The following is a 23,807-nucleotide window of genomic DNA, read 5'->3' as shown; positions in this document are numbered from 1 at the left end:
GCCCGCTTCGTCACGGCTTCTGAGCCGGGACGGGCTCGGACGCCTGCGCGGGACGCGGCGCCTTCGCCGTCCGGGACGATCCGCGCAGCAGGAACACCAGGAGCGTCGCGGCCGCGCCGACGGCGCAGGTGGCCAGGGACGCCGCCGCCAGGGCGTGTCCGGCGGCGTTCGCGCGTCCGTGGGTGGCGGGGTCGAAGGCGGCGAAGAACACCGCGCCGATGACCGCGACGCCGAGCGCGCCTCCGATCTGCTGGACGGTCGAGAGCGCTCCCGAGGCCACTCCGGCGTCGTCCGGGGAGATCCGGCTCAGCACCGTGTTGAGCGACGGCGTGATGACCAGCCCGCCGCCCGCGCTCTGCAGCACGAGCGTCGGGATGACCACCGCCGGCGTGAAGGGCGCGCCGCCGAGCAGCAGGACGGCGGTGGCGGCGTAGCCGAGCGTGAGGACGATCGCCCCGACCTTCAGCACCCGGTTCCCGTGGACGGGGACCAGACGGCTCGCGAGCAGGCTGAACAGGAAGAAGGCCACGGCCGACGGCGTGTAGACCAGGCCCGCGCCGAGCGCCGACATGCCCAGCCCGTCCTGCAGCGACACCGACAGGACGAGGTAGTAGGACGTCACCACCGTGTAGAGCAGCAGGACCAGGACGAGCCCGACGGAGAACGACCGGGTGCGGAACAGTCCGATGCGGACCAGCGGGTCGCCGCCGCGCGCGGCGATCCGGCGTTCGAGGACGACGAAGGCTCCGAGGACCGGCAGGCTCGCGGCGAGGCACACCCAGACCCAGCCCGGCCAGCCCGCCTGCCGTCCCTGGATCAGCGGGAACGCCACCAGCGCCAGGGTGGCGCTCAGCAGGGCCACGCCGGGCAGGTCGAGGCGGCGCGCCCGCGGCGCGGTGGACTCCGGCAGCCACCGGACGGCGAGGCCCATCATGACCAGCCCGATCGGCACGTTGATCCAGAACACCGAGCGCCAGCCGGAGCTCAGCACGTCCGACCCGATCAGCAGCCCGCCGACGACCTGGCCCGCGACGGCGGCGAGCCCGAGCACCATGCCGAGCACCCCGAAGGCGCGGTGCCGGTCGCGGTCCGGGACCAGGACGGTCAGGGAGGCGTAGACCTGGGGCAGCATCAGCGCCGCCCCGAGCCCCTGGACGAGCCGCGCCGCGATGAGCGTGGCCGCGCCGTCCGCCATGGCGCACACCACCGAGGAGAGGGTGAAGGCGCCCATGCCGATGAGGAAGACCCGGCGGCGTCCGTGCAGGTCGCCGAGCCGTCCGCCGGTGATGAGCAGGACGGCGTAGGTCAGCTGGTACCCGGCGAGGACCCATTGCAGCGCCCCGTCACCGATGTGCAGGTCCGCCTGGATCGAGGGACCGGCGACGATGACGATGAACGCGTCGAGCACCGCCATGAACGCGCCCGCCAGCACGACCGCGACCGCACGCCACGGCGTCGTCACCGCACTCACCGCCGCACCCCGCCGTCCACCGCGCCTCGTGCGCCGTCGAGCAGGTGGGCGAGGCCCTTGACGACCTCGGCGGCCATGACCGCCTGGCCGGGGGCGGCGAAGTGGATGCCGTCCGCGCTGAGCAGGTCCGGACGGTCGTTGACGGGGTGGTCCCACATGTCGACCAGGACCGCGCCGTGCCGTTCCGCCAGGTCGCGGACGATGTCGTTGACCCGGCGCACCCGGTCGGTCCAGTCGGGGAAGCGCGGCACGACGAACGCCCGTCCGAGGGTGAACACCGTCAGCTGCGCCCCGGTCGCCGCGGCGCGCCGGAACACCTCGCCCAGCGCGGCGGCGATGCCGGTGAAGTCGGGGTCGGCGCGGAACAGGTCGTTCGCGCCGGAAGGGACATGGACCAGGTCCGGTTCGACGTCGGCGAGCCGGTCCATCTGCGTGCGCAGGGTCCGGGAGGTGGTCGCGCCGACCTCGGCGACGTTCAGGTAGGCCAGGTCGGGGTGGACGCGTCGCAGGACGTTCGCGACGCGCTCGGGCCAGCCGAGCCCGCCGTACCCGGGCCGGGGGTCGCCGGTTCCGGCCGACAGGCTGTCACCGAGGGTGGCGAAGCTCCGCCAGGGAGCGCGTTCGAGCAGGTCGGCGGCCTGATCGGAGGACAGGCACCAGGGATCGTCCGCTTCGGAGCGGGGAAGGGGAGGCGTTCTCACGAAACAAAACGTACGATCGTTCGCACTTTTTTGGCAAGCCCTGCCCCGAGGGGCGCGCACGCGGCAGGCATCACGCCGCGTCCGAGGTGCGGGCTCCCCGCCGGGCTGCGGCGTCCGGCGGGGAGATATGTCCGGCGCGTCAGATGGAGACCTCGTACGTGCAGCGCGTTGCGGTGATCTGCTCCGGATAGTCGTGGAGGTCGTACGACGAGCAGTCCGCGGCCCCGAGGGTGGGGACGGCGATCCTGACCCGCCCCTCGTGGCGACCCGACGTCGGCGAACCCTCCAGTGCCGCGCAATGCCGGCCGACCGTCTTGTCCGGCTCATTGAACGGCGTGCTGAGGGCCGTGCACTCGTAGCTCGCCGAGCGGACCGCGACGCCCCCGCCGGACGAGGCGGCCAGCGCGGACGAGGCGGCCACCGCGCTCACGGCGGGCGAGCCCGCGGCAAGGCCGGCGGCCAGGATGATCGAAGCAGGTTTCATGGAGCCCTCCCAGGAGCCGACGCTCGGAATTCGATCGACTACACACTGTGCCGACCCCGAAGTTCCCCGCCCCATGACCGCGAAAACCCGCCACACCCCGCCCTGCGACGACCTTGGCCAGGCGCGCGCCCAACGCGACACTCGCGTCGCCGAACGGCCCCGAGGGCCGGGCACGTCGCCGGCGACGCTCGCGCCCAGCGGCGCCTAGTAGATGGCGAGGCCGTTCGGGACGGCGCGTTCGTGGCCGTCCGACGGGGTGTTGCGGACGGTGGCGGTGGGCTTGCCCGGCATGCGGACGGCCAGGGTGGACGATCCACCGCCGTCCAGGAGCACCGCGTCGCGGGCCCCGAGCCGGAGCATCATCGCGGCCAGGCCCGCCGCCGTTTCCCCGGAGCCGGTCTCGCGCCGTCCGTCCAGCACCACCACATACATCCGGCGCCCATCCGGCGCGAGACCGACGGCGGTGCGAGGGCTGCGGAAGCGCGCGTCCAGACCCGGTAGCGGCTCGCCCCCACGCAGCAGCGGCAGCCCACCCAGCGCATCACGGAACCGAACCGATCCGGACAACGCGGACGAGATCCGCACCTTCTGACCGGGACGGAACGTCCGCAACTCGGCCGCTCCTGCCTCACGGCCGAGCAACAGGCTCGTCCCGGACGGCAGCTGGCCGCCGGGATCGGCCGTCCCCGCCACCTTGCCGTCGCGAACCAGAACGGCGGCGGTGTCAAGAGTGCAGGGCGCGTTGCGGGCCAGGTCGTTCCCGCAGAACGCGCGGGCGCGCGAGGCCGGACCCCACGCGGGCGTGTAGAGGCCAACGCCGCCGACCGGCAACGCGAACTGGTTGAGCCCGCGCAGCCGAATCGTCCGCGCGCCCGTACGCACCGTCCCACTCAGCGCCAGCCGGGCCACCCGGCCCACGCCGCGCCGATCCACACCGATCACCGTGCCGGACGTCCCGGGCGGCGCATCGGGCCCGAACCTCTGCCCGTCCGGAACCGCCGCGCGCACCGGCCGCCCATCGGCCACCTCCGGCCCGTCCGGCGCGAACGTCGGCGGGACACCTGGATGAGCCCGCTCGGAGATGTCGAAGAAGTCGCCATTGACCCCCGCGACGGCCCCCGCCCCGTTCACCATGTCCGACACGCGCGCCCGCGCAACCCCCGACGGCGGCCGCAACACCCCGACCCGCGCCCGCTCCAGGTCAACCTCCAGCACCGTCCCCGAGACCTGCCCGTCCTGGATCTCCCGAGCGACGACACCAGGAGAAACCCACAGAACAGGGTCAGGCGACGCGACGGGCACAAGGGCCAGCGTGAGCGCGATCCGCATCAGCACCCGCCCCATGCTGGCGGAAGATCCCCTCCCCCACGCCCCGTTCGACCCGAGCACACCGCCGACCGAGCCCAGACGGACGGCCCACCGGGTCCCCCGGACGAACGAACCCCGCCCGGAGTGTCGGCACGTGTCTCACGGCGTGGGCGGAATCCAGGCGGTGGGACTTGCCCTGAACACCGCCCATGCCGTGCTCGAAGCCTTCGACCGCCCTGGAGCCGCTCTGCGCTGGAACGGCGAGGAGAACCTCGGTTTCACACCCTGACCTGCGAGGACGGTCCGGGCCTGCACACATCTGCCGGACGGCGCGGACCAATACCCCAAGAGTCGGCGCCAACCAGGAATCTGTGCGCTCGGCGTGAGTGCATCCCGGTCCGGAACGCGATCGTCACGGGTAGGAGGTGTCGTGGACTCCCACCGACGCGCCCATGGCCTCCTGCAGTGACTCCAGGAGCTTCGCCAGGTCGCGTCCCTCGGGCTCGTCCAGGAAGGCGATCACGGCGGCGTGGACGTCCACCGTCGCATCCGGATGATCCTCGTCGTACCCGCCCATGAGGAACCGGGCGAAGGTAGGTGATTCCGGATTCTCGTCGAGCACCCACCCGCCACCGACGTCACTGAACATGTACTCGGCGCAGTACGTGGTCAGAAGCAGGTCGAAGGGCTTGTAGCCGATCATCTCGAACGGGGTCAGATCCTCGGACGCGCAGATCATGCTCATGTGCATGAGGCCGTGGCTAGGGTGTTCGAGAAGCGTCTCGGGCGGGTCCCACCGGGACAGCGCGCCCAGGTGGACCACCAGATCACGGCTCGCTTCGATCCAGGCGGGCAGCAGTTCCCGGCGTTCGTCGCGGACGCGGGTCGCCGCGTCCGGGGTCAGCGGGTCCGGCAGCGGCTGCTCCGGATCGAACGGGTACGCCATGGGCTCTCCTGATCTTGGAACGGTCGAGGAGGCACCCTAATGCACCCGGGGCGGATGATCAGCCCGGAATCGTCCCGTCCGCCCGGCGGCGACACCGTCCGACGGGGGGCATTTGGATGTCGTTGTGCGCAATTGCTAATTTTGACAATTGAACGCAGCCGAGGCCGCCGGAGCGAACCGGGGTCGCGGATCCGCCGTCCGGACGCCCGCCCCGTCCTCCCACATCGCAAGGAGCCCCGATGGCCTTCAAACGTCCGTCCTTCCTGCCCAGCCTGGACGAGCTGGAAGACCAGGCGCAGCGCCGCTCCGTCGAGGGCGCCACGCCCAAGGGGCAGTTCGACCACCCCACCGCCAAGTACATCTTCTTCGCGGGCCTCGTCCTGGTGGTCGTGGGCCACGCCGCCGGAGCCTTCTTCCTGTTCCTCTGAACGCCGGTTCGACGGCTTCGAGCACGGGCTCCTGGTCAGCATGTCGGACTCCTCCGAGCGATGGGCCCGGGATCAGCTGCCCGCGACGATCGACGGCATGCCGGTCCGCCACGTCCCCTGGGACACCGTGCGCGCGGCCGTGCGGGCGAGCCGCGCGGCCACGCGTGGCCGGGAACGGCCGTGGTTGGACCGCGTGAAGCGCTTCGAGGTCGTCCCGCGGCTGGGCGACCGATGGCCCGCGATCACCCGCGAGGAGTCCGACGGCCCGCACATCGTCTACGGCCTCGGCCCCGACATCCCCATCCCCGAGATCAGCACGAAGGGCACCTCCCCCACCGGCCGCGTCTGGTGCCTGCTCGACCAGCTCCTCGTCCACCCGCCCCTCACCGACGCGGTCCGAGCCAGCAAGCGACTCGGCACGTAGGACTCGCGGCGCGGGTCAGCGGTCGAGGGTCTGGTCGATCCAGGTGTCGGACTGGGCGAGGAGGAGGTGGCCGGCGCCGAGGATGCTGGCGTCGCGGCCGGAGCGGGAGGTGCTGATCTCCAGGTTGCGGGTCGCGAGGGGGAGGCAGCGCTGGTAGATGGCGCCGCGGATGGTCGCGACCAGGGGTTCGGCGTTGGAGAGGCTGCCGCCGATGACCAGCGCGTCGGGGTTGAAGAAGTTCACCAGGGCGGTGAGGACGTCGCCGATGAGGTGTCCGGCGTTGCGGACGGCGGCGGTGGCCTGGGGGACGCCGTCGGTGACCAGGTCGACGATCTGGGACGGGGAGTCGGCGGTGAAGCCCTGGGCGGCGAGGGTCGCGGCCAGGGCGGCGCCGCTGGCGTGCGCCTCCAGGCAGTCGGGGTGGCCGCAGGAGCAGTCGACGGTCGCCTCGGAGCGGATACGGACGTGGCTGATGTCGCCCGCCGCGCCACGGCCGCGGTGCAGGCGGCCGTCCACGATGATGCCGCAGCCGATGCCGCTGCCGAGCTTGATGACCATCACGTTGTCGAGGTCGGGCCAGGAGGCGCGGTGCTCGCCGACGGCCATCAGGTTGGCGTCGTTCTCCACCAGGACGGGGACGCCCGCGCGCGCGGCGGCGAACTCGCGGACGGGGAAGTCGTTCCAGCCCGGCATGCGCGACGGTGAGACGACCTGACCCGTCGCCGGGTCGACGGGCCCCGGCATCCCGATGGCGAGGCCGCGGACGGGGACGTCGTGCAGGCCGTGCTCGCCGGTGAGGGCGCGGAGGCTGTCGAGGACGGCGGTCAGGGTGGCCTCGGGGCCGACCGCGATGTCGCAGGCGAGGTCGGCGGTCGCGCGCGGAGCGCCGCTCAGGTCGACGGCGGCGAGCCGGGCGTGGTGGGCGCCGAGGTCGGCGACCAGGAAGACGCCGGCCTCGCGCGCGAGGCGGAGGCGGCGCGGGCGGCGACCGCCGCGGGACGCGCCGGCGCCCTCCTCGGCGAACAGGCCGGCCCCGATGAGCTGCTCGACGCGGAGCGAGACGCTCGATGCGGCGAGGCCGGAGAGGCGGGCGAGTTCGGCCCGCGACTCGGCCTGGCCGGTGGCGACCAGCCGCACGAGTGCGGCCGGTCCGTCGTCTCTGCTGTTGCGCACCCCAGATAGATAGCATGCGCGCACTTGGTACAGCAATGCGTTGACTTCCATCGATTTGTAGGTCTAATGTCCAGTTCGGCTTCGATTTCGAAGGAAGTTGGATCGAGGATGACCGAATGATCGAGGTTCGCGGCCTGCACAAGCGCTTCGGCGCGCACACCGCCCTCCACGAAGTGGACCTGGACGTCGCCCGCGGTGAGGTGGTCGTCGTGGTCGGCCCGTCCGGATCGGGCAAGTCCACGCTCTGCCGTTGCCTCAACCGGCTGGAGACGCCGGACGGCGGCGTGATCCGCATCGACGGCGCCGAGCTGCCCGAGGAGGGGCGCGCGCTCGCCCGGCTGCGCGCGGACGTCGGCATGGTGTTCCAGTCGTTCAACCTCTTCCAGCACAAGACGATCCTGGACAACCTGACGCTGGCGCCCGTCCGCGTGCGCGGACTGTCCAAGGACGAGGCCGAGAGGAACGCCCGCGAGCTGCTCGACCGGGTCGGCATCGGCGCGCAGGCGGAGAAGCTGCCCGCGCAGTTGTCGGGCGGCCAGCAGCAGCGCGCCGCGATCGCGCGCGCCCTGGCGATGCGTCCGAAGGCGATGCTGTTCGACGAGCCGACGTCCGCGCTCGACCCGGAGATGGTCGGCGAGGTCCTGGACGTCATGACCGACCTGGCCCGGGACGGGATGACGATGGTGGTCGTCACCCACGAGATGGGGTTCGCCCGCCAGGTCGCCGACCGCGTGGTTTTCATGGCGGACGGCGAGGTCGTCGAGACCGGCACGCCGGCCGCGTTCTTCGACTCCCCCACCTCCGACCGGGCCCGGGACTTCCTGGCCAAGGTCCTCAGCCACTAGCCGTCCCGAGGCCTCCGGCAGGCCACGTCCGAAGCCGTGACTTCCGGCCGGGTGCCAGGGCACCCGGCCGGGTTCCACCCCCGGCGCGCCGCGCGCGGCGCGCCACCCGAGAAAGGTTGTTCATCATGGTGCGTACGTCTGCGCGGAAGCGGTGGGCGGTTCCGGTCGCGGTCGCCGCGCTCTCGCTGGCGGGCCTGACGGCCTGTTCCGACGGCGACTCCGGCTCGTCCGTCCCGGGCGCCGCCGGCGGCGGGAAGCAGGACGACCTGATCGCCGCGGCGCCGGTCGCGGCGAACCTGCCGGCCGGCTCCACCATGGAGAAGATCAAGAAGCGCGGGCAGCTCGTCATCGGCGGCTCGCTGGACGCGCCGCTGCTGTCCCAGCAGAACCCGGGCACCAAGAAGGTCGAGGGCCTGGACGCCGACTTCGGCCGGCTGCTCGCCAAGTACATCATCGGCAAGCCCGAGGTGAAGATCGTCAACTCGGCGTCGGAGACGCGCGAGGCGCTGCTGTCCAACGGCACCGTCGACGTGGTCTTCCAGACCTACTCCATCACGCCGGAGCGGGCCAAGCAGGTCGCGTTCGCCGGGCCGTACTACAGCTCCGGCCTGGTCATCGCCACCAAGAAGGACAAGACGGGCATCGCCGCGCCCGCCGACCTGAAGGGCAAGACGGTCATCGCGGGCGCCAACACCCCGGCGATCGCGGCGATCAAGAAGGTCGCCCCGGACGCCAAGATCGTCACGTTCGGCACCGACCCCGAGTGCGTCCAGGCGCTCAAGCAGGGCCGCGGCGACGCCTACGTCCAGGACGAGGCGCTGCTGCTGGCGACCGCCAAGCAGGACCCGACCGTCAAGATCCAGGGCAAGCCGTTCACCAGCGACCCGTACGGCATCGGCCTCAAGCACGGCGACACGCAGATGAAGCAGTTCGTCAACGACTGGCTCAAGCAGATCCAGGCGTCCGGCCTGTGGGCCAAGACCTGGAAGAACTCGATCGGGACGGTCGTCGAGGGCGAGGCGCCGCAGCCGCCGGCGCTCGGCTCCGCGCCGGGCTCCGAGTGAGCCTGACCTTCGAGTAGAAGGGAGCCTCGCCCCGCCATGAACGTCATCACCGACCATCTCTCCGAGTTCGGCGACGGGCTGCTGCTGACCGTCGAGCTGACGCTGCTGTCGCTGGCCGGAGCGCTCGTCGCCGGCATCGTGGTGGCCGCGATGCGGGTCTCGCCCGTGCGCGTCCTGCGCGCCGCGGGGATGGCCTACGTCGAGGTCCTGCAGAACATCCCGCTGCTGGTCTGGCTGGTCATCGCCGTGTTCGGGCTTCCGGAGATCGGCGTGATCGCCGGGCTGTTCACCACCTCGGTCGTCGTCATCGTGCTCTACCAGGGCGCGTACACGGCCGAGGCGATCCGGTCCGGGATCAACGCGGTGCCGGCGGGGCAGGGCGAGGCCGCCCGCGCGCTCGGGCTCACCTTCACGCAGTCGCTGCGGCTGGTGGTGCTGCCGCAGGCGCTGCGCACCGTCGTCCAGCCGCTCGGCAACATCGCGATCATGACGCTGATGAACACCGCGCTGGCCGCCGCGGTCGGCGTCGTGGAACTGACCTCCGCGGCGAACCGGGTCAACCTGGCCGAGGCGAAGCCGATCTGGATCTTCGTGACGGCGGGTCTGGCGTACATGGCGCTGTCCGGGCTGCTCGGCCTGACGACGGGCGTCCTCGAACGGAAGTGGGCGATCCTGCGATGAGCGCACCGTCCTCGCGGCTGCTGTTCGACGAGCCGGGGCCGCGCGCCCGGCGCCGCATCCGCGTCGCCACGACGCTGTCGGTGCTGGCCGGGATCGTCCTGGTCGCGCTCGCCCTGCGGCAGTTCGCCGACAACGGTCAGATGGCCGCCGACCGCTGGCGTCCGTACGGCACGTGGCCGATGTGGCGGTACCTGCTGGAGGGCCTCTGGTCCACGCTGCAGGCGGCCGCCGTGTCGATCGCGATCGCGGCGGCGGCGGGCGTGGTGCTCGCGCTCGGACGGGTCTCCCCGTCCCGGTGGCTGCGCATCCCGCCGGCCGCCTATGTCGAGATCGTCCGGACGATCCCGGCGCTGCTGCTGGTCTACATCGTCCTGTTCGCCCTCCCCCGCTACGGCGTCGACCTGCCGCTGTTCTGGAAGCTCGTCGTCCCGCTGTCGGTGTCCAACGCCGCCGCGTTCGCCGAGATCTTCCGCGCGGGCATCCGGTCGGTCGAGCGCGGGCAGCTGGAGGCGGGCCTCGCGCTCGGCCTCACCCGCGGCCGGGCCATGCGGACGGTCGTCCTGCCGCAGGCGGCGCGGCGCGTCCTGCCGTCGCTGGTCAGCCAGTCCGCCGGTCTGCTGAAGGACACCTCGCTCGGCTACGTCGTCAGCTACGCCGAGCTGCTCTACAGCGGCAAGGTGCTGGCGAACTTCAACCACCTGCTGATCCAGACCTACCTGGTGATCGCGCTGATCTACCTGGTCATCAACGCGTCGCTGGCCAAGCTCGCGCGGACGCTCGAGGCGCGGCAGCGCAACCGTCCGTCCCGCGCCGCCCGGACGGCCGTCGCCGCGGCCGTCCCCACGGCCGCGACCGACGCGGGGAATTCCTGATGAGGAGTCCGATGTACGAAGTGCTGGCCGAGGTCGTCCGCAACGACTTCGTCGAGAGCCGCCATTACGGCAGCGTCGTCGGGCTCGCCCCCGACCGGAGCGTGGTCTACGCGCGCGGCGACGTGGACGAGACCGTCCTGCCGCGCTCGACGACCAAGCCGTTCCAGGCCGTCGCCTGCCTGTCGGCGGGCGCGCCGCTGTCCGGCGAGCGCCTCGCGATCGCCGCAGGCAGCCACACCGGTGAGGACTTCCACGTCGAGGCGGTCAAGGCGATCCTCGCGGACGCCGGTCTCACCGTGGACGCGCTGCAGTGCCCGCCGACCTGGCCCGAGGACGAGCCGACCAAGGCCGCGCTGATCCGCGCCGGTGAGGGCGAGTCCCGCGAGCGGATGAACTGCTCGGGCAAGCACGCCGGGATGCTCGCCGCCTGCGTCGCCAACGGATGGCCGACCGAGGACTACCTCGACCCCGCCCACCCGCTGCAGCGCGAGGTCGCGCGCATCATGGGCGAGGCCGCGGGCGAGACGCCGTCGCCGGTCGCGATCGACGGCTGCGGCGCCCCGCTGTTCGGGCTCACGCTGACCGGCCTCGCCCGCGCGATGGTCACCCTCGTCCAGGCGGACGGCCCGTACCGCGCGGTCGCCGACGCCATGCGCGCCCACCCCGAGTACGTCGGGGGCACCGGCCACGCCAACACCGAGTTCATGCGGCTGCTCCCCGGTTGCGTGGCCAAGGGCGGCGCGGAGGGCGTGTTCGTCGCCGCGACCGCGGACGGCCACGCCGTCGCGGTCAAGGTCATCGACGGCAGCCCGCGCGCCACCACCGCCATCGCGCTGAGCGCGCTCGCCGCGCTCGGCGTCGACACCACACCCGCCACGCCGCTCGGCGTCGTCCCCGTCCTCGGCGGCGGACGGCCCGTCGGCGAGATCCGCACGACCCCGGAAGGACATCTGTGAGCCTCACCCACGAGATCTGCATCGACAGCGTCGAGGGCGCCATCGCGGCCGAGAGGGCGGGCGCCCAGCGCGTGGAGCTGTGCGCGGCGCTGTTCGACGGCGGGCTCACCCCCACTCTGGGAACGGTCCGAGCGGCGCTCGCCGCCGTGTCCACGATCCGGGTGCACGTCATCATCCGCCCGCGCGGCGGCGACTTCATCTTCGACGAGCACGAGATCGCGGCGATGGAGGACGACGTCGTCGTGGCCCGCGAGGCCGGCGCGCACGGCGTGGTGATCGGCGCGCTCACCCCGGACGGCGCGGTCGACCGCGCGGTCTGCGAGCGGCTCATCGAGGCCGCCGGGGACCTGTCGATCACCTTCCACCGCGCCTTCGACATGACCGCCGACCCGTTCGCCGCCCTGGACACGCTCATCGACCTCGGCGTCGACCGCGTCCTGACCTCCGGGCAGGACACGACCGCGCTGGAGGGCGCGCCGCTGATCGCCGACCTGATCCGGCACGCGGGCGACCGCATCGTCATCATGCCGGGCGGCGGCATCACCGACCGCAACGTCGCCCGGGTCGTCGCCGAGACCGGCGCCCGCGAGATCCACTTCGCCGCGCTCGCCCCGGAGCCGAGCCCCGCCGTCCACCGCAACCCGTACCCGTTCATGGGCGGCGAGCTGCGCCGCCCCGAGTACGAGCGCCTCGTCACCAGCGGCGCGGACATCACCTCCGTCATGACCGCCGCCGCCCGCTGAGCGGTCTCCCCGAGGGCGCCCCGCCCTCCCCATGACCCGGCCGGCGGACGTCGGGGGGCGACCCCGCCGGCCGAGCCGAAGCCCGCTGAACACCCCTGTTCAGCGGGCTTCGACGTCGAAACGGTGGCCGCGCGCCCCAGGGCGCTCGCCCGGCCACCACCCTCAGCTCGTCCCCCTGAACCTCGACGCTCCGCCGAGCCCACCAACGGGCTCGACGGAGCGTCATTTCGCGCTGGCCCTGTCTGCGGCGGCGCAGAACTCGGCGATGTACCGGACGCGTACGTCCACCCCGATCAACCACGCCGCAGTGAGCCGCGCCCGGCTGCGCACCGACCTCACCGAGGTCTTCGCCGCGCTGCGCCGGGGCGAGATCAGCGCGCCCATCGCCGCGGAACTGCCGCTCGCCAGAGCGGGCGAGGCGCTGCGCCTGGCCGAGTCCGGAACCGTCACCGGCAAGGTCGTCCTGACTCCCTGAAGGCGGAGTCGCGCGGTGCGCCTTCGGCGAGGTCGCGGGTGACCGTGCGGTCGGTGATGACGGTGGAGTAGGCGACGGTCGTGGAGGTCGATCCGAAGCGGGCGAGCCCGGCGACGACCTCTTCGAGGTGACGCATCGACCGCGCCGCCACCTTGGCGATGAAGCAGTCGTCGCCGGTGACGTGGTGACACTCGATGATCTCGTGGACGCCGTCGAGGCGGCGCAGGTACTCGCGGTGGTCGCTGCCGGGGAACCGGATCATGACGAAGGCCAGGATGGGCAGCCCGACGCGTTCCAGGTTGATCCGCGCGGAGAAGCCCTCCAGGACGCCGCGTTCGGTCAGGCGGCGGACGCGTTCGGCGACGGCCGGGGCCGTCAGGGAGACCCGGCGTCCGAGCTCGCTGAAACTCATGCGGGCGTCCTGCTGGAGTTCGGTGAGGATGCGCCAGTCCGTCGCGTCCAGCTCTGCTTTCGAGTCTGCGGCCACGTGGCGACTCTACGTCCAGAACCGAAAGCCGATGGGCCATATTGCCTTTGAACCTGCCTGTAAGGCCAGGCTGCGGGCTCGGTACCTTCCAGACATGGACGGATCACTCGCGGAGTTCAAGCCGAACACGGCCCTGGAGATGGACGCGGACGAGCGGCGCCGGTTGTTCACCCACGCCTTCGACCTGATCGACAGGCACGCCGGGGAGGTGCGCGACCTGCCCGTCACCCCGGACGCCGATCCTCTCGCCGTGCGGCATCACCTGCGGCGATACGACTTCGACGCCCCGCTGGAGGCGGAGGCGGTGCTCGACGACACCGCCGCGCTGCTGCGCCGCTGGACCGTCCACACCACCCATCCCGGATACTTCGGGCTCTTCAATCCCAACCCGGCGCCGATGGGCGTCCTCGGCGACCTGCTGACGGCGGCGTTCAACCCGCAGCTGGCGGCCTGGTCGCACGCGCCCGCAGCGGCCGAGATCGACCGGCACGTGGTGGCCCACCTGGGCGGACGGCTCGGCCTGCCGGGCGATCCGGTGGCCGGGCACTTCACCAGCGGCGGCGCCGAGGCCAACCTCACCGGCGTCCTGCTCGCCCTCACCCGGACGTTCCCCGAGGTCGCGGAGGACGGGGTCGCCGCCCTCCCCGGACGGCCCGTCCTGTACGCGAGCGCCGAGAGCCACCTGGCCTGGCTGAAGATCGCGCACATGTGCGGGCTGGGACGCGGCGCGGTGCGGCTCGTCCCGGTCACGCCCGACCTGCGGATGGATCCGCGCGCGCTGGCGTCCGCCGTCGCGGCCGACCGCGCGCAGGGGCACCTGCCGTTCCTGGTGGTCGGCACCGCGGGAACGACCAGCGCCGGTGTCATCGACCCGCTCCCCGAGCTGGCCGACCTGGCCGCCGCCGAGGGGATGCGGTTCCATGTGGACGCGGCGTGGGCCGGTGCGGTCGCGCTGTCGGACCGGCTCCGTCCCGTCCTGGACGGGATCGAGCGAGCGGACTCGGTCACCCTGGACGCGCACAAGTGGCTGTCGATGCCCATGGGCGCGGGCACGTTCCTGACCTCCGACGCCGAGGGACTCCAGGAGACCTTCCGAATCTCCACGTCCTACATGCCCGAGGGGATCTCCGGCGCGCCCGACCCCTACGCCTCGTCCGTCCAGTGGTCCCGCCGGGCGATCGGCCTCAAGCTCTTCGTCACCCTCGCCACGATCGGACGCGAAGGCTACGCCCAGGCGATCGAACGCCAGACCGACCTGGGCGATCTCCTGCGCCGCCGCCTCACCGAAGCGGGGTGGCGCGTCCTCAACCACACCCCGCTCCCGGTCGTCTGCTTCACCGACGGCCGCGACCGCCCGTCCGACGGCCCGTCCGACGTTCACGCCGACGCCGAGCGCCTCCAGTCCATCGCCGAACGCGTCCTGGCCACCGGCCGCGCCTGGATCTCCACCACCAGCCTCGCGGGCACCCCCGCCCTCAGGGCCTGCATCACCAACTTCGCCACCACCGAGTCCGACGTGGAGTCCCTCGCCACCGACCTCACCCGCGGCTGACGGCACTCCGTCAGCCGGTGACCGGAGTGATTCCCCTGCCGTCCAGGCCGGTGCTCAGGCCGGTCCCGGTCAGGCTCACCCCAGTGGCTCGGGCTGACTGGCGAGGGGCTCGTCCGGGGCGGTCTCGCCGGGCGCGAGGCGGTAGACGGCGTACGCCTGCCTGATCACCGGAAGCGCCACGTTCCGGACGCGCGTCCCGCCGGGCGTGACGCCCTTCTCGGTGCCGTGGTGCGCGTGTCCGTGGACGGCCAGGTCGGCGTGCGCGCAGTCGATCGCCTCGGCGAGCAGGTAGCTGCCCAGGAACGGGTAGATCTCCAGCGGCTCGCCCGCGAGGGTGCCCGCGACCGGCGAGTAGTGCGTGAGCGCCACCCGCAGGTCGCAGTCGAGCCCGAGCAGCGCCGAGCCGAACCGGTCGGCGAACTCGCGGGTGTGCCGGACGAACGCCTTCATCTCCGGCTCCCCGAAGTCGGACGCCGACCCGCCCGGGAAGCCGCCGCCGAACCCCTTGCCGCCCGCGACGCCCAGCCGCACGCCGCCGCGGTCGACCACCGTCCCGGTTCCCTCGAGCACGGTGATCCCGGCGTCGCGCAGGATCCCGGCGATCTCGTCCTGACGGTCGGAGTGGTAGTCGTGGTTGCCGAGCACCGCGATCACCGGCACGTCCGCGTGGGACAGCTCGGCGGCGACGACCTCGCCCTCCTCGGGCGTCCCGTGCCGGGTCAGATCGCCCGCGACCAGCAGGACGTCGGCGTGCTCGGACAGCCCGGCGAGGCGCGGGCCGTAGCTTCCGGCGGACTCCGGACCCAGGTGGACGTCCCCGACGGCGGCGAGCCGGATCATGACAGCGTCTCCTCTCCGTCCGGGGCCCGGACCGGGACCACCGACACCTCGTTGTGGATCTCACGGCCCTCGGCGGCCTCGCGCGCGGCCTCCTCCAGCTCGCGCCGCTGGTCGTCCGAGACGACCTCGCCGTGAAGGTAAACCACGTCGTCCCGGACGTCCACCCTGATGCCCAGCTCGTGCGCGCGCGTGGCGAGCCGTTCGGAGATGTGGGCCTCCAGGTAGTCGGGTTGGTCGGTCACAGGAACTCCCCCTTGATGACGCCCAGTCTGGCGAGCAGGGTCAGGAACGCGTAGGCGTACGGCGAGTCGGCGGTGCGGCGTCCGACCTCGGCCAGTCCACCAGCTCCCGGAGCGACCGGCACACGTGGAGGTGGCCGCCGAAGTCGCAGGCCGTCTCGGTGAACGCGCGCAGCCGCATGACCACCAGGTCGTCCGCCGCCGACCCGGAACCGCCCGTGTCCAAGTCCCCCACGCGTTCCTCTGGTTGCATGGCGATCACCGGACCGATACCCGGAGAACGGCCTCCTACTCGGAGGCGACGCGGAGGAGTCCTGCGAGGTCAGGCCCTCGTTCCCGGCCGACCGGCCCGTCCCCTGGGGCCTGAACGCGTCGGCCGCCGCCGTCCTTCCGAGCCCGGTCAGCCGAGGATGCCGCGGTCGTAGGCGGTGGCGACGGCGGCGGCGCGGTCCTTGGCGTTGAGTTTGCCGTAGATGTGAGTGAGGTGGCTCTTGACGGTGGCCTCGCTGATGAACAGGAGCGCGGCGATCTCGCGGTTGGAGGTCCCCTGGGCGACCAGGCGCAGGACGTCGCGCTCGCGGGCGCTCAGGGTCTCGTTGGCCGGAGCGCGCATCCGGGAGACCAGGCGGGCGGTGATGGCCGGGGACAGCACCGTCCGGCCCTCGGCGGCGGCCCGCGTGGCGTCGAAGAGGTCGTCGCGCGGGGTGTCCTTGAGCAGGTAGCCGGTCGCCCCGGCCTCGATGGCAGCGACGGTGTCGGAGTCGGTGTCGTAGGTGGTGAGGACGAGCACCCTGGTCCGGACGTCGCGGCGGACCAGTTCCCCGATCGCCTCCACGCCACCGCCGCCGGGCATGCGCAGGTCCATCAGGACGACGTCCGGGTCCAGGCGGGTGACCAGCGCGACCGCCTCCGGCCCGTCGGCGGCCTCGCCCAGCACGGCGAAGTCCGGCGAGGACGCGAAGATGCTGCGCAGGCCGTGCCGGACGACGGGGTGGTCGTCCGCGATGACCAGCGTGACGGGACGCCGGGACGAGGGGCCTGCGGGGGCGAGGGGATCAGTCATGGCGCACCAACGGTACTTGCGCGGACAAAGCGGTACCGAACCCCGGCGCGGACTCGACGATGAGCGTCCCGGCGACCCGTTCGGCGCGGGCCCGCATCCCGCTGAGCCCGAAACCGCCCGTATGGTCGCGCGCGGGCGGGGTGCGGGGGTCGAAGCCGCCGCCGTCGTCGCGGACGTCCAGGCTCACCTCGTCGTCCATGTAGGAGAGGGTGACCCCGGTCCGGCGGGCGTCCGCGTGGCGGGCGACGTTGGTCAGCGCCTCCTGGACGATGCGCAGCAACGCCGCCTCGATCTCGTCATGGAGGGGTTCGGCGGTCCCGGTGACGACGAACTCGCCCTGGACGCCCGTCTCGTCCGACCAGCCCTTGACGACCTTCTCCAGCGCCGTGGGCAGGGGATCCTGCTCCAGCTGCGCGGGGCCGAGGTCCTGGACGGACCGGCGGGCCTCACCCAGGCTGTGCCGGGCGAGCGCGGACGCGCGCTGGACGTGGTCGCGCGTCGTGGCCGGGTCGGCGCTGTCGGCCGCCGCCTGAAGCTGGGTGACGATCCCGGTCAGCCCCTGGGCGAGCGTGTCGTGGATCTCGGCCGCCAGCCGCCGGCGTTCGTCGGCGACGCCCGCCTCCCTGGCCTGGACGAGAAGCTGGGCGTGCAGGCCCGCGTTCTCCTGGAGCGCCCGGGCGAGGCGGACGTTCGCCAGCCGCGCCTCGGCCAGGGCCGCCGCCCTCGACGCGGCCTGCTCGGCGTCCTTGACCGCGATGTGGTCGAAGCCGAGGGCGAGCCCGGCGTGCAGGGCCAGCAGCGCGACGAACGCCAGCCAGTGCCTGCCCTCCGTGGGCGGCAGACCGCCCGCGTTGGAACCCGCCATGGTGACCGCCGTGGCGAACAGCGCGGGACGCACCAGGTGGCGCGGCAGCAGCCTGCCCGCGTCGTAGTAGCCGAGCAGCGCGTAGACCCCGAACAGGGGATTGCACCAGGTGAGCGCGAACCCGGCCGCCCACCGCAGCAGGTAGTAGACGCGATGCGCCGGACCACGTGGACGCCGCCGCCCGCCCACGAGGCTCCACCACGCCTGAAGGGCGAGCGCGGCCACCGCGAGGACGATGGCGGCGCGCTCCCTGCCGGGCGTCATCAGCGCGTCCGCGCTGACGGTCGCGAGCACCCCGCCCACCCCCAGCAGCACGAACGGCCCGCCGTTCAGAAGCCGCCGCTGCCACGACGCGGCCCCGTCCGTCACAGCCCCGTCCGCAGTCGCGACCGCCGCGGCCCCGTCCGCCGCGGTCCCGTCCGCCGCGGTCGCGTCCGTCGTGGCTCCGTCCGCAGTCGCGTCCAGCGTGCCGTCCAGCGTCGCATCCGGCGTCGCGTTCAATGTGCCGTCCCCCCGAGCCTGGATCATTCCCAGCGGAACCAGCGGGCCGAGACTCCGCCCAGCACCACGGTCCACACCAGCATGATCGCCAGGTGGGACGGGTTCGGCCAACCCCCGGAGGCGGCCTGGTGGAGGGCCTGGGACGCGGCGCCGAACGGGGTGAGTTCCACGACGCGCCGCAGGTCCTCCGACATGGACTGGACCGGGACGTAGACCCCGGCGGTGAACGCGACGGGGAAGAAGAGGATCGTGGCCGTGGTCGTGGAGCCCTTGGCCGTCCGCGACAGCGCGGCGACGAGCGCCCCCGCGACCAGCGCGGTGAGCGTGGCGAGGGCCAGCGTCGCCGTGTAGGCGGCGGGATTGGCCGGGAGGCGGACGCCGTACAGCAGGCGGCCGGCCGCGACGACGACGATCCCGCCGGCCAGGGCGGCGGCGCCGTGCACGATCACCTGGGCGGCCAGGAGCGCGGCCGGACGGACCGGCGTGGTGGACATCCGGCGCAGGATCCCCTTCTCGCGGTAGCCCGCCAGGGTCGGCGGCAGCGACTGGAGACCGGCCATGACCAGTCCGAGCAGCACGGTGACCGGGACGTACAGGTCGATGGTCCGTCCCCCGCCGGGAGCCGGGGCGTCGGCCCGGAAGGACGGGACGAGGCCGACCAGCGTCAGCAGCAGGCCGGGGAAGGCGAGGATCCAGAACACGCTGGCCGGTTCGCGGGACAGCAGCCGGGCCTCGGCCCTGAGGACGGCGACGGACGCGGACATGTCAGTGCTCCCCGCGGGTGAGGTCGAGATAGGCGTCGTCGAGGGTGGCGGTCTCCACCCGGAGGTTGTGCGCGACGATCCCGTCGCGCGCGAGCAGGGACATCAGCGCCTCGACGGTCGCGTCCGTCCCGCTGACGACCAGCCGCCCGTCGCCCGGACGCCGGACGGTCCGGAGGGCGGGCAGCGCGGCCAGCGCGTCGTCGTCGGGCGGCCGCGAGGGGGTGAACGACACGATCGTCGCGCTCCTGGCGTGCTCGATCAGCCGGGCGGGGCTGTCCAGCGCGGCCAGGACGCCCGAGCGGAGCACCGCGACCCGGTCGCACAGCCGCTGCGCCTCTTCCATGAAGTGGGTGACGAGCAGGATCGTCACGCCGTCGTTCCGGAGGCCGTCGATCAGCTCCCAGGTGTCGCGGCGCGCGTTCGGGTCCAGGCCGGTGGTCAGCTCGTCCAGGACCACCACCCTCGGACGGCCGATCAGCGCGAGCGCGATGAACAGGCGCTGCTTCTGCCCGCCGGACAGCGTCCCGAAGCGGTGGCCGAGCAGGTCGGTCAGGCCGAGCCGTCCGGCCAGGGCCCGCCCGTCCGCCGGATGCGGGTAGAAGGCGGCGTAGAGCCCCAGCGCCTCGCCGACGGTGAGCCTGTCCTGCAGGTCGCTGTGCTGGAGCTGGACGCCCAGGATCCGCGTGACGCCCTTCCGGTCGGCGGCCGGGTCCAGGCCGGCGACCCGCACACTGCCGGAGTCGGGCCTGCGCAGCCCCTCGACGCACTCGACCGTGGTGGTCTTGCCCGCGCCGTTGGGGCCGAGCAGTCCGAAGATCTCGCCCTCCTCGACGGCGAAGGAGACCCCGTCCAGCACCGTCCGGCCGTCGTAGGACTTCCGCAGCCCGTCGACCTCGATGATCGCCATGCGGGGAGCCTCCCGCGCCGCTCCCCCGCCGGGCATCGTCCGTCACGCTGGAAGCCGCATCAGCCGATCGGCTGATGCCGTCCTACGACCCCGTTGTCTTCGCTGCCCCCTCGGTCAGATGTCGGGCATCTTGTTGAGCAGCCACAGGGTGCTGTTGTCGCCGCCGAGCTGGGGGAAGTGGGGAATCGCCTTGTTGCACAGGTCGATGAGGTGCTTCTTCTTGCCCGTGGCGGGGAGGTCGACGTACTCGAAGGTCGGAGCGATCTGCGGATCGTCCAGACCTCCGGGAGCGAGGGTGCGGGCGACCATCGCCTCGGCGATGCCGCTCAGGACGCCCTGCATGGCGGCCATGAAGGAGCGTTCGAGGCCGTAGCGCCTGCTCCTGGCGCCTGGGGCGATGTCCTCGGCCGAGGTGCTGTAGATGACGTCGATCATGTGGAGCACGTAGCAGTAGGCGGCGTTGAACAGGTCGTTGATGCTGGACGCCGCAGGGTCCTCGAGGTACTGGAGGGACTTGGGGTCGGTGTCCACGACCCAGACCGGGCCGATCGGCTCGATCCCGTCCGCGATCCGCTGGAACTTGGTGTAGTGCGGGAGTTCGTCGAGTCCCGGCTTGGGGTTGAGCGGGTCGATGGGCACCGACGGCTTCTTGGGGTCGACCCCCTCGCCCTGGTCGACGATCATCTTCAGCGCCTGGGTGGCGGTCTTGAGGTTCTCGACGACGAAGGGCTCCCCGCCACCGTCCTTGTTCCAGTACGCCCCCATGTACTGAAGCTCGCGCTGGGTGTTGCCCCAGAGATTCTGCTTTCCGTCCAGGTATTCCAGGCCCTTCATGATGGACTTGTAGAAGAGGCCGATCGTGGCGTACTGCCCCTTCGGCGGCTTCCCCTCACCCGGCTTGGCCTTGGGACGCTCGAACTCCATGAACACCGTCCGTACGAGTTCGGTGTCGCACTTGCCGAGATGCAGCACCAGATCCGGGTGGCGGTGCAGCATCAGTTCGGGATAGTCGGGGATGAACTGCTTGTTGTAGAACTTCGCCTTCCCGCCCTGCCCGAGGGCTACGAGGATGTTGCGGACCATGCACAGGTGCAGCATCTCCTCGACGACGATGCTGCGGATGAGCCGCTGCGCGCCGATCCCGGGGTCCCATCGCGAGTTGCCACGCCCGGACAGGGAGAACATGGCGTACAGGTACATCGGGATGGTCTGCATCTCCACGGCCGCGGCCTGGAGCAGGTGGTTGACGAGCTGCTCCAGGGTCTTGATCCCCTTGCGGGCGTCGACCGGGAACTCGTCCAGGATGGTGGACAGCGTGACGGCGGGCTGCTCGATGTTCGTCTGCGTGCTCACTGCGTGCTCCCGTGTGGTGCTGGTGGTGTGGACGACGCGGCGGGCTCGCGCCGCGCCCCCGGCGTCGCAGGCGTTTCCGATGTCTCCGGTGTCTGCGGTGGTGGCGGGGGCTCGGTGAACGCGCTGATCCAGCCGCACGCGGACCATTCGCGCACATGCCCCCAGGCCACGGCCGGTTCCAGGGCCGCCGTGGCGCGGGCTTCGCGGAAGGCGGCCCCGCCGAGCAGGGCTTCGAGCAGAGCGTGGGCCTGCGGAGCGAGAGCGGTCACCCGGACGCGGTAATCGCGGCGCCAGAGGGCCAGATATGTCGGCTGTGGGGTGAGCGGTGGCGGGTTCGTCCCGCCGCGCACGGCCGCGTGGTACTCGTGGACGGCGGCGCCGACCCGCAGCGAGCGCACGCAGGGCGCCATGACGATCCGCCGCTCGCCGAGGGCCGCCGCGAGGGCGGGCCGTCCGGCAGGCCACTCCGGGACCTGGCCGGTGAGCAGGTCGGTGAGTGGGCCGTCCTGCTCGGTTCCCGGGCCGTCGTAGACCTCGGCGAAGGCACGTTCGTAGCGGGCGAGGTCGATGAGGATGTCGACCCATGCCTGCGAGCCGTCGGAGTCCGGCCGTCCGGCCGACAGGTAGCCGGCGAACCCCTCGTCCAGGCGCGCCATCGTGTAGGCACGCGACGGACGGGCCTCCAGGTACCCGGACGCGAAGTCGTCGAACAGTTCGTCCCCGAGGAGATGGCGCAGCGCAGGATGCAGGTGCGCCATCGTCTCCAGCTGACGGTTCCGGCAGCCGTTCCGGTAGATCTCCAGGCGTCGCGCCGCGCTCAGCTCCGGCGTCCCCGCCAGCATCGCTTCGGCCTGCTCAGCCGGTGCCCCGGGGTCGAGGAGGGCGTACTGCAGGCGGTGCTGGACGTCGGTGAGCGTCGGCGCGTCCGCCGCATCACCCATGGGTGGCCGCCGTGACCCCGCCCGCCACCGTGACGCCGCCCGCCACCGTGACGCCGCCCGCCGCCGTGACGCCGCCGAACGCTGGGGCGCCACCTGATGCCGCGACGCCGCTCGCCGCTGGGGCGCCGTCCGTCGCCGGGTGGCGCGCTTCGACGTAGGGACGTGCCTTGGCCAGTTCCGCGAGCAGGTCGGGAAACGCCGGGAGCCTGTCGTCCCACTCCAGGAGCGTGGGGGTCGGGCCCGCCAGGGCGATCGCCCGGCCGTACAGGTCCCACACGCTGTCGGGAACCGGGCGATCGTGGGTGTCGATCCGATGGGTGCCGTGGTCGGCGTGGCCCGCGAGATGGATCTGCGCGATCCGGTCGTGCGGCAGCGCCCGCACGTACTCGTCCGGGTCGAAGCCGTGGTTGAAGGCCGACACGACGACGTTGTTGACGTCGAGCAGGAGCAGGCAGCCCGACTCCTCGCACAGGCGGCCCAGGAACTCCCACTCCGTCATCGCCGAATGGGCGAACGAGGCGTAGGTGCTGGGGTTCTCCAGGACCAGCGGCCGCTGGAGGACGTCCTGGACGACCTCGACACGGCGCGCGACGTGACGCAGCGACTCCTCGGTGAACGGGATCGGCAGCAGCTCGTGGGTGTTCAGCCCGGCGACGCCCGTCCAGCACACGTGGTCGGAGACCCAGGCCGCCGGAAGGGAGTCGGCCAGGGCGCGCAGCCGCGCCAGGTAGTCCATGTCGAGGGGGTCGCTGCCGCCGATCGACAGGGACACCCCGTGCATGACGATCGGATACCGCTCGGCGATCCGGTCCAGCGCGTGCCGGGGATAGCCGCCGGAGTCCATGAAGTTCTCGGAGATGATCTCGAACCAGTCGACCTGGGGCCACTCGGCGAGGACGTACGCCAGGTGGGGGGACCTCAGCCCCAGGCCCAGCCCCAGATTCGGCAGGCCGGTCGCGTCCCGTTCGGGCCTCGGGCCGGTCACTGGGGCGTGCCGTGGGGCCGCGGACGCTCGTAGGGCGGAACCAGGTCGTCGGGGATCCCCGCGCCGGGGGACGGCCCGAACGGGACCCCGGCCTCGTACATGCGCTGCTCGAACACCTTGCGGGCCCGCTTCCACACGCTCGTCCCGCGGAAGGGCCCCGCCGCGTGGACCCGGCTCTCGTTGATCGGGCTCGCGCAGCTGCCCGAGTACCGGCAGTGCTGCGCCCCGGGGATGGCCTGCTCGGCGTCGTGCCCGCTGTAGCCGCACCCTCCCTGGCCGCGGCATTCGTTGGCGCCGTGGCACACGTGGGTGACCGTGGCGCACTCCCCCATCCCGGCCATCATCCCGCTGCCCTTCGCGCCGTGCCCGACGCAGGCGTTCAGCCCCATGCACACGTGCAGGTCCGTCGCCTCCGTCTCCTGGGCCGCGGCCCCGCGCTCGGGCCCGGACTCCTGGACCCGGTGCCGCTGCTGAAGGCCGTTCTCACCGCCCTTGACGAACGCCTCGATGTCCTTCGCCGTCAGCCGTCCGTCGTGACCGTCCTGGCCTTTGTCCTTCGCCATGGCAAGCAACCTCGTCCTGTGAATTCGAGCCTTCCGGCACCGCCCGGAACGACCGGCGGATCGACCACGTCCATGCTTCCCGGAGCATCTCGCGGACAAACGCCAGACGAAACAAGGGAGCATTTCCCTCACCTTTCCGCGAGAAGCGGACACTTCACTCCGGACGCCTGCAAACA

At 72.3% G+C, this 23,807-nt stretch carries 29 protein-coding genes; 11 read left to right on the top strand and 18 right to left on the bottom strand.

All coding sequences use genetic code 11. The features are described 5' to 3' along the window. Positions 1–10 precede the first annotated feature (10 nt). The 4 genes from P696_RS46315 to P696_RS0117610 form a co-directional block, all read right to left on the bottom strand. Positions 11–1,471, bottom strand: a complete 1,461-nt coding sequence (locus P696_RS46315) for an MFS transporter (RefSeq protein WP_211245774.1) — start codon at positions 1,469–1,471, stop codon at positions 11–13. Further along, complete coding sequence (locus P696_RS0117620) at positions 1,468–2,172, bottom strand: SGNH/GDSL hydrolase family protein (RefSeq protein ID WP_026413354.1); 705 nt, start codon at positions 2,170–2,172, stop codon at positions 1,468–1,470. Before P696_RS0117620 ends, P696_RS46315 begins: the two co-directional genes overlap by 4 nt. Before the next feature lie 139 nt (positions 2,173–2,311). Next, entirely contained in the window at positions 2,312–2,656 is a 345-nt protein-coding gene (locus P696_RS57455; RefSeq protein ID WP_026413353.1) for a hypothetical protein, read from the bottom strand. 204 nt (positions 2,657–2,860) lie between these two features. After that, positions 2,861–4,000 carry a phosphodiester glycosidase family protein gene (locus tag P696_RS0117610; protein ID WP_211245773.1) on the bottom strand — a complete coding sequence of 380 codons (1,140 nt, stop codon included), beginning with the start codon at positions 3,998–4,000 and terminating at the stop codon, positions 2,861–2,863. A gap of 118 nt (positions 4,001–4,118) precedes the next feature. Between P696_RS0117610 and P696_RS58775 the strand changes: the two genes are divergently transcribed. Further along, positions 4,119–4,253 carry a hypothetical protein gene (locus P696_RS58775; RefSeq protein WP_281174949.1) on the top strand — a complete coding sequence of 45 codons (135 nt, stop codon included), beginning with the start codon at positions 4,119–4,121 and terminating at the stop codon, positions 4,251–4,253. Between the two features lie 123 nt (positions 4,254–4,376). On the opposite strand, the gene P696_RS0117605 is transcribed toward P696_RS58775, so the two are convergent. Next, positions 4,377–4,910 carry a hypothetical protein gene (locus P696_RS0117605; protein ID WP_026413351.1) on the bottom strand — a complete coding sequence of 178 codons (534 nt, stop codon included), beginning with the start codon at positions 4,908–4,910 and terminating at the stop codon, positions 4,377–4,379. 239 nt (positions 4,911–5,149) lie between these two features. Here P696_RS0117605 and P696_RS0117600 point away from each other — a divergent pair, with 239 nt between their 5' ends. Together P696_RS0117600 and P696_RS0117595 are read left to right on the top strand one after the other, a co-directional pair. Then, positions 5,150–5,338 carry a hypothetical protein gene (locus tag P696_RS0117600; RefSeq protein ID WP_026413350.1) on the top strand — a complete coding sequence of 63 codons (189 nt, stop codon included), beginning with the start codon at positions 5,150–5,152 and terminating at the stop codon, positions 5,336–5,338. 40 nt (positions 5,339–5,378) lie between these two features. Then, entirely contained in the window at positions 5,379–5,762 is a 384-nt protein-coding gene (locus tag P696_RS0117595) for a hypothetical protein (protein WP_026413349.1), read from the top strand. 15 nt (positions 5,763–5,777) lie between these two features. Here the strand turns inward: P696_RS0117595 and P696_RS46310 are convergent, their stop codons facing one another. Continuing rightward, the gene (locus P696_RS46310; protein ID WP_034485364.1) at positions 5,778–6,935 is read right to left on the bottom strand and encodes an ROK family protein; all 1,158 of its coding nucleotides are present in this window, start codon (positions 6,933–6,935) and stop codon (positions 5,778–5,780) included. A 116-nt stretch (positions 6,936–7,051) separates the two neighbouring features. Between P696_RS46310 and P696_RS0117585 the strand changes: the two genes are divergently transcribed. The 7 genes from P696_RS0117585 to P696_RS58155 all read left to right on the top strand — a co-directional run bounded on the left by P696_RS0117585 (position 7,052) and on the right by P696_RS58155 (position 12,571). Then, positions 7,052–7,780 (top strand): amino acid ABC transporter ATP-binding protein, encoded by a 729-nt coding sequence (locus P696_RS0117585; RefSeq protein WP_026413348.1) that lies wholly within the window; start codon positions 7,052–7,054, stop codon positions 7,778–7,780. Positions 7,781–7,905: 125 nt separating this feature from the next. After that, positions 7,906–8,844, top strand: a complete 939-nt coding sequence (locus P696_RS0117580; RefSeq protein WP_026413347.1) for a glutamate ABC transporter substrate-binding protein — start codon at positions 7,906–7,908, stop codon at positions 8,842–8,844. A 36-nt stretch (positions 8,845–8,880) separates the two neighbouring features. Continuing rightward, the gene (locus P696_RS0117575) at positions 8,881–9,525 is read left to right on the top strand and encodes an amino acid ABC transporter permease (protein WP_026413346.1); all 645 of its coding nucleotides are present in this window, start codon (positions 8,881–8,883) and stop codon (positions 9,523–9,525) included. Next, positions 9,522–10,397: an amino acid ABC transporter permease gene (locus P696_RS0117570; RefSeq protein ID WP_026413345.1), complete on the top strand. Its 876-nt coding sequence runs from the start codon at positions 9,522–9,524 to the stop codon at positions 10,395–10,397. Before P696_RS0117575 ends, P696_RS0117570 begins: the two co-directional genes overlap by 4 nt. 11 nt (positions 10,398–10,408) lie before the next feature. Next, positions 10,409–11,353 carry an asparaginase gene (locus tag P696_RS0117565; RefSeq protein WP_245627705.1) on the top strand — a complete coding sequence of 315 codons (945 nt, stop codon included), beginning with the start codon at positions 10,409–10,411 and terminating at the stop codon, positions 11,351–11,353. Continuing rightward, entirely contained in the window at positions 11,350–12,096 is a 747-nt protein-coding gene (locus P696_RS46305; RefSeq protein ID WP_034485361.1) for a copper homeostasis protein CutC, read from the top strand. The genes P696_RS0117565 and P696_RS46305 overlap by 4 nt, the downstream gene beginning before the upstream one ends. A gap of 265 nt (positions 12,097–12,361) precedes the next feature. After that, a complete protein-coding gene (locus tag P696_RS58155; RefSeq protein WP_245627704.1) occupies positions 12,362–12,571 on the top strand; it encodes a zinc-binding dehydrogenase in 210 nt (69 codons plus the stop codon). On the opposite strand, the gene P696_RS46300 is transcribed toward P696_RS58155, so the two are convergent. Beyond that, positions 12,543–13,058 (bottom strand): Lrp/AsnC family transcriptional regulator, encoded by a 516-nt coding sequence (locus tag P696_RS46300; RefSeq protein WP_051467802.1) that lies wholly within the window; start codon positions 13,056–13,058, stop codon positions 12,543–12,545. The two genes, P696_RS58155 and P696_RS46300, sit on opposite strands and share 29 nt — an antisense overlap. 94 nt (positions 13,059–13,152) lie before the next feature. Between P696_RS46300 and P696_RS0117545 the strand changes: the two genes are divergently transcribed. Then, the gene (locus tag P696_RS0117545) at positions 13,153–14,610 is read left to right on the top strand and encodes a pyridoxal phosphate-dependent decarboxylase family protein (protein ID WP_051467801.1); all 1,458 of its coding nucleotides are present in this window, start codon (positions 13,153–13,155) and stop codon (positions 14,608–14,610) included. A gap of 75 nt (positions 14,611–14,685) precedes the next feature. Here the strand turns inward: P696_RS0117545 and P696_RS46295 are convergent, their stop codons facing one another. The 11 genes from P696_RS46295 to P696_RS58150 all read right to left on the bottom strand — a co-directional run bounded on the left by P696_RS46295 (position 14,686) and on the right by P696_RS58150 (position 23,631). Continuing rightward, a complete protein-coding gene (locus P696_RS46295) occupies positions 14,686–15,450 on the bottom strand; it encodes a metallophosphoesterase family protein (protein ID WP_051467800.1) in 765 nt (254 codons plus the stop codon). Beyond that, on the bottom strand, positions 15,447–15,692 hold the full coding sequence (locus tag P696_RS0117535; RefSeq protein ID WP_026413343.1) for a BON domain-containing protein: 246 nt from the start codon (positions 15,690–15,692) through the stop codon (positions 15,447–15,449). The genes P696_RS46295 and P696_RS0117535 overlap by 4 nt, the downstream gene beginning before the upstream one ends. Further along, positions 15,689–15,814, bottom strand: a complete 126-nt coding sequence (locus tag P696_RS58770) for a hypothetical protein (RefSeq protein ID WP_281174948.1) — start codon at positions 15,812–15,814, stop codon at positions 15,689–15,691. Before P696_RS58770 ends, P696_RS0117535 begins: the two co-directional genes overlap by 4 nt. Before the next feature lie 275 nt (positions 15,815–16,089). Next, positions 16,090–16,752, bottom strand: coding sequence for a response regulator (locus tag P696_RS0117525; RefSeq protein WP_051467799.1), 663 nt, complete (start codon positions 16,750–16,752; stop codon positions 16,090–16,092). Further along, positions 16,745–18,118, bottom strand: a complete 1,374-nt coding sequence (locus tag P696_RS0117520) for a sensor histidine kinase (RefSeq protein WP_245627703.1) — start codon at positions 18,116–18,118, stop codon at positions 16,745–16,747. Before P696_RS0117520 ends, P696_RS0117525 begins: the two co-directional genes overlap by 8 nt. Before the next feature lie 23 nt (positions 18,119–18,141). Next, a complete protein-coding gene (locus P696_RS0117515) occupies positions 18,142–18,882 on the bottom strand; it encodes an ABC transporter permease (protein WP_026413340.1) in 741 nt (246 codons plus the stop codon). 1 nt (position 18,883) lies between these two features. Continuing rightward, positions 18,884–19,789, bottom strand: coding sequence for an ABC transporter ATP-binding protein (locus tag P696_RS0117510; protein WP_026413339.1), 906 nt, complete (start codon positions 19,787–19,789; stop codon positions 18,884–18,886). Between the two features lie 114 nt (positions 19,790–19,903). Further along, positions 19,904–21,142, bottom strand: a complete 1,239-nt coding sequence (locus P696_RS0117505; protein ID WP_026413338.1) for a ferritin-like domain-containing protein — start codon at positions 21,140–21,142, stop codon at positions 19,904–19,906. Continuing rightward, positions 21,139–22,083 (bottom strand): HvfC/BufC N-terminal domain-containing protein, encoded by a 945-nt coding sequence (locus P696_RS55975; protein WP_026413337.1) that lies wholly within the window; start codon positions 22,081–22,083, stop codon positions 21,139–21,141. The genes P696_RS0117505 and P696_RS55975 overlap by 4 nt, the downstream gene beginning before the upstream one ends. Beyond that, positions 22,076–23,068 carry an MNIO family bufferin maturase gene (bufB, locus tag P696_RS46290; protein WP_064744051.1) on the bottom strand — a complete coding sequence of 331 codons (993 nt, stop codon included), beginning with the start codon at positions 23,066–23,068 and terminating at the stop codon, positions 22,076–22,078. Before bufB ends, P696_RS55975 begins: the two co-directional genes overlap by 8 nt. Continuing rightward, on the bottom strand, positions 23,065–23,631 hold the full coding sequence (locus P696_RS58150) for a hypothetical protein (RefSeq protein WP_051467798.1): 567 nt from the start codon (positions 23,629–23,631) through the stop codon (positions 23,065–23,067). The genes bufB and P696_RS58150 overlap by 4 nt, the downstream gene beginning before the upstream one ends. Positions 23,632–23,807: the final 176 nt, after the last annotated feature.

Origin of the sequence: Actinomadura oligospora ATCC 43269 (assembly GCF_000518265.1) — a bacterium.
Taxonomy (GTDB): Bacteria; Actinomycetota; Actinomycetes; order Streptosporangiales; family Streptosporangiaceae; genus Spirillospora; species Spirillospora oligospora.
Note: the sequence above shows the minus strand (reverse complement) of the source record. Positions and strands in the feature narration are given on the sequence as shown.

What these genes read in the sequence shown, in the direction of transcription:
- P696_RS57455 (WP_026413353.1), bottom strand. Translation starts at nt 2,656, where the DNA reads ATGAAACCTGCTTCGATCATCCTGGCCGCCGGCCTTGCCGCGGGCTCG.
- P696_RS0117610 (WP_211245773.1), bottom strand. Translation starts at nt 4,000, where the DNA reads ATGGGGCGGGTGCTGATGCGGATCGCGCTCACGCTGGCCCTTGTGCCC.
- P696_RS0117605 (WP_026413351.1), bottom strand. Translation starts at nt 4,910, where the DNA reads ATGGCGTACCCGTTCGATCCGGAGCAGCCGCTGCCGGACCCGCTGACC.
- P696_RS0117600 (WP_026413350.1), top strand. Translation starts at nt 5,150, where the DNA reads ATGGCCTTCAAACGTCCGTCCTTCCTGCCCAGCCTGGACGAGCTGGAA.
- P696_RS0117595 (WP_026413349.1), top strand. Translation starts at nt 5,379, where the DNA reads ATGTCGGACTCCTCCGAGCGATGGGCCCGGGATCAGCTGCCCGCGACG.
- P696_RS0117585 (WP_026413348.1), top strand. Translation starts at nt 7,052, where the DNA reads ATGATCGAGGTTCGCGGCCTGCACAAGCGCTTCGGCGCGCACACCGCC.
- P696_RS0117580 (WP_026413347.1), top strand. Translation starts at nt 7,906, where the DNA reads ATGGTGCGTACGTCTGCGCGGAAGCGGTGGGCGGTTCCGGTCGCGGTC.
- P696_RS0117575 (WP_026413346.1), top strand. Translation starts at nt 8,881, where the DNA reads ATGAACGTCATCACCGACCATCTCTCCGAGTTCGGCGACGGGCTGCTG.
- P696_RS0117570 (WP_026413345.1), top strand. Translation starts at nt 9,522, where the DNA reads ATGAGCGCACCGTCCTCGCGGCTGCTGTTCGACGAGCCGGGGCCGCGC.
- P696_RS0117565 (WP_245627705.1), top strand. Translation starts at nt 10,409, where the DNA reads ATGTACGAAGTGCTGGCCGAGGTCGTCCGCAACGACTTCGTCGAGAGC.
- P696_RS58155 (WP_245627704.1), top strand. Translation starts at nt 12,362, where the DNA reads ATGTACCGGACGCGTACGTCCACCCCGATCAACCACGCCGCAGTGAGC.
- P696_RS0117545 (WP_051467801.1), top strand. Translation starts at nt 13,153, where the DNA reads ATGGACGGATCACTCGCGGAGTTCAAGCCGAACACGGCCCTGGAGATG.
- P696_RS46295 (WP_051467800.1), bottom strand. Translation starts at nt 15,450, where the DNA reads ATGATCCGGCTCGCCGCCGTCGGGGACGTCCACCTGGGTCCGGAGTCC.
- P696_RS0117525 (WP_051467799.1), bottom strand. Translation starts at nt 16,752, where the DNA reads ATGACTGATCCCCTCGCCCCCGCAGGCCCCTCGTCCCGGCGTCCCGTC.
- P696_RS0117515 (WP_026413340.1), bottom strand. Translation starts at nt 18,882, where the DNA reads ATGTCCGCGTCCGTCGCCGTCCTCAGGGCCGAGGCCCGGCTGCTGTCC.
- P696_RS0117510 (WP_026413339.1), bottom strand. Translation starts at nt 19,789, where the DNA reads ATGGCGATCATCGAGGTCGACGGGCTGCGGAAGTCCTACGACGGCCGG.
- P696_RS55975 (WP_026413337.1), bottom strand. Translation starts at nt 22,083, where the DNA reads ATGGGTGATGCGGCGGACGCGCCGACGCTCACCGACGTCCAGCACCGC.
- P696_RS58150 (WP_051467798.1), bottom strand. Translation starts at nt 23,631, where the DNA reads ATGGCGAAGGACAAAGGCCAGGACGGTCACGACGGACGGCTGACGGCG.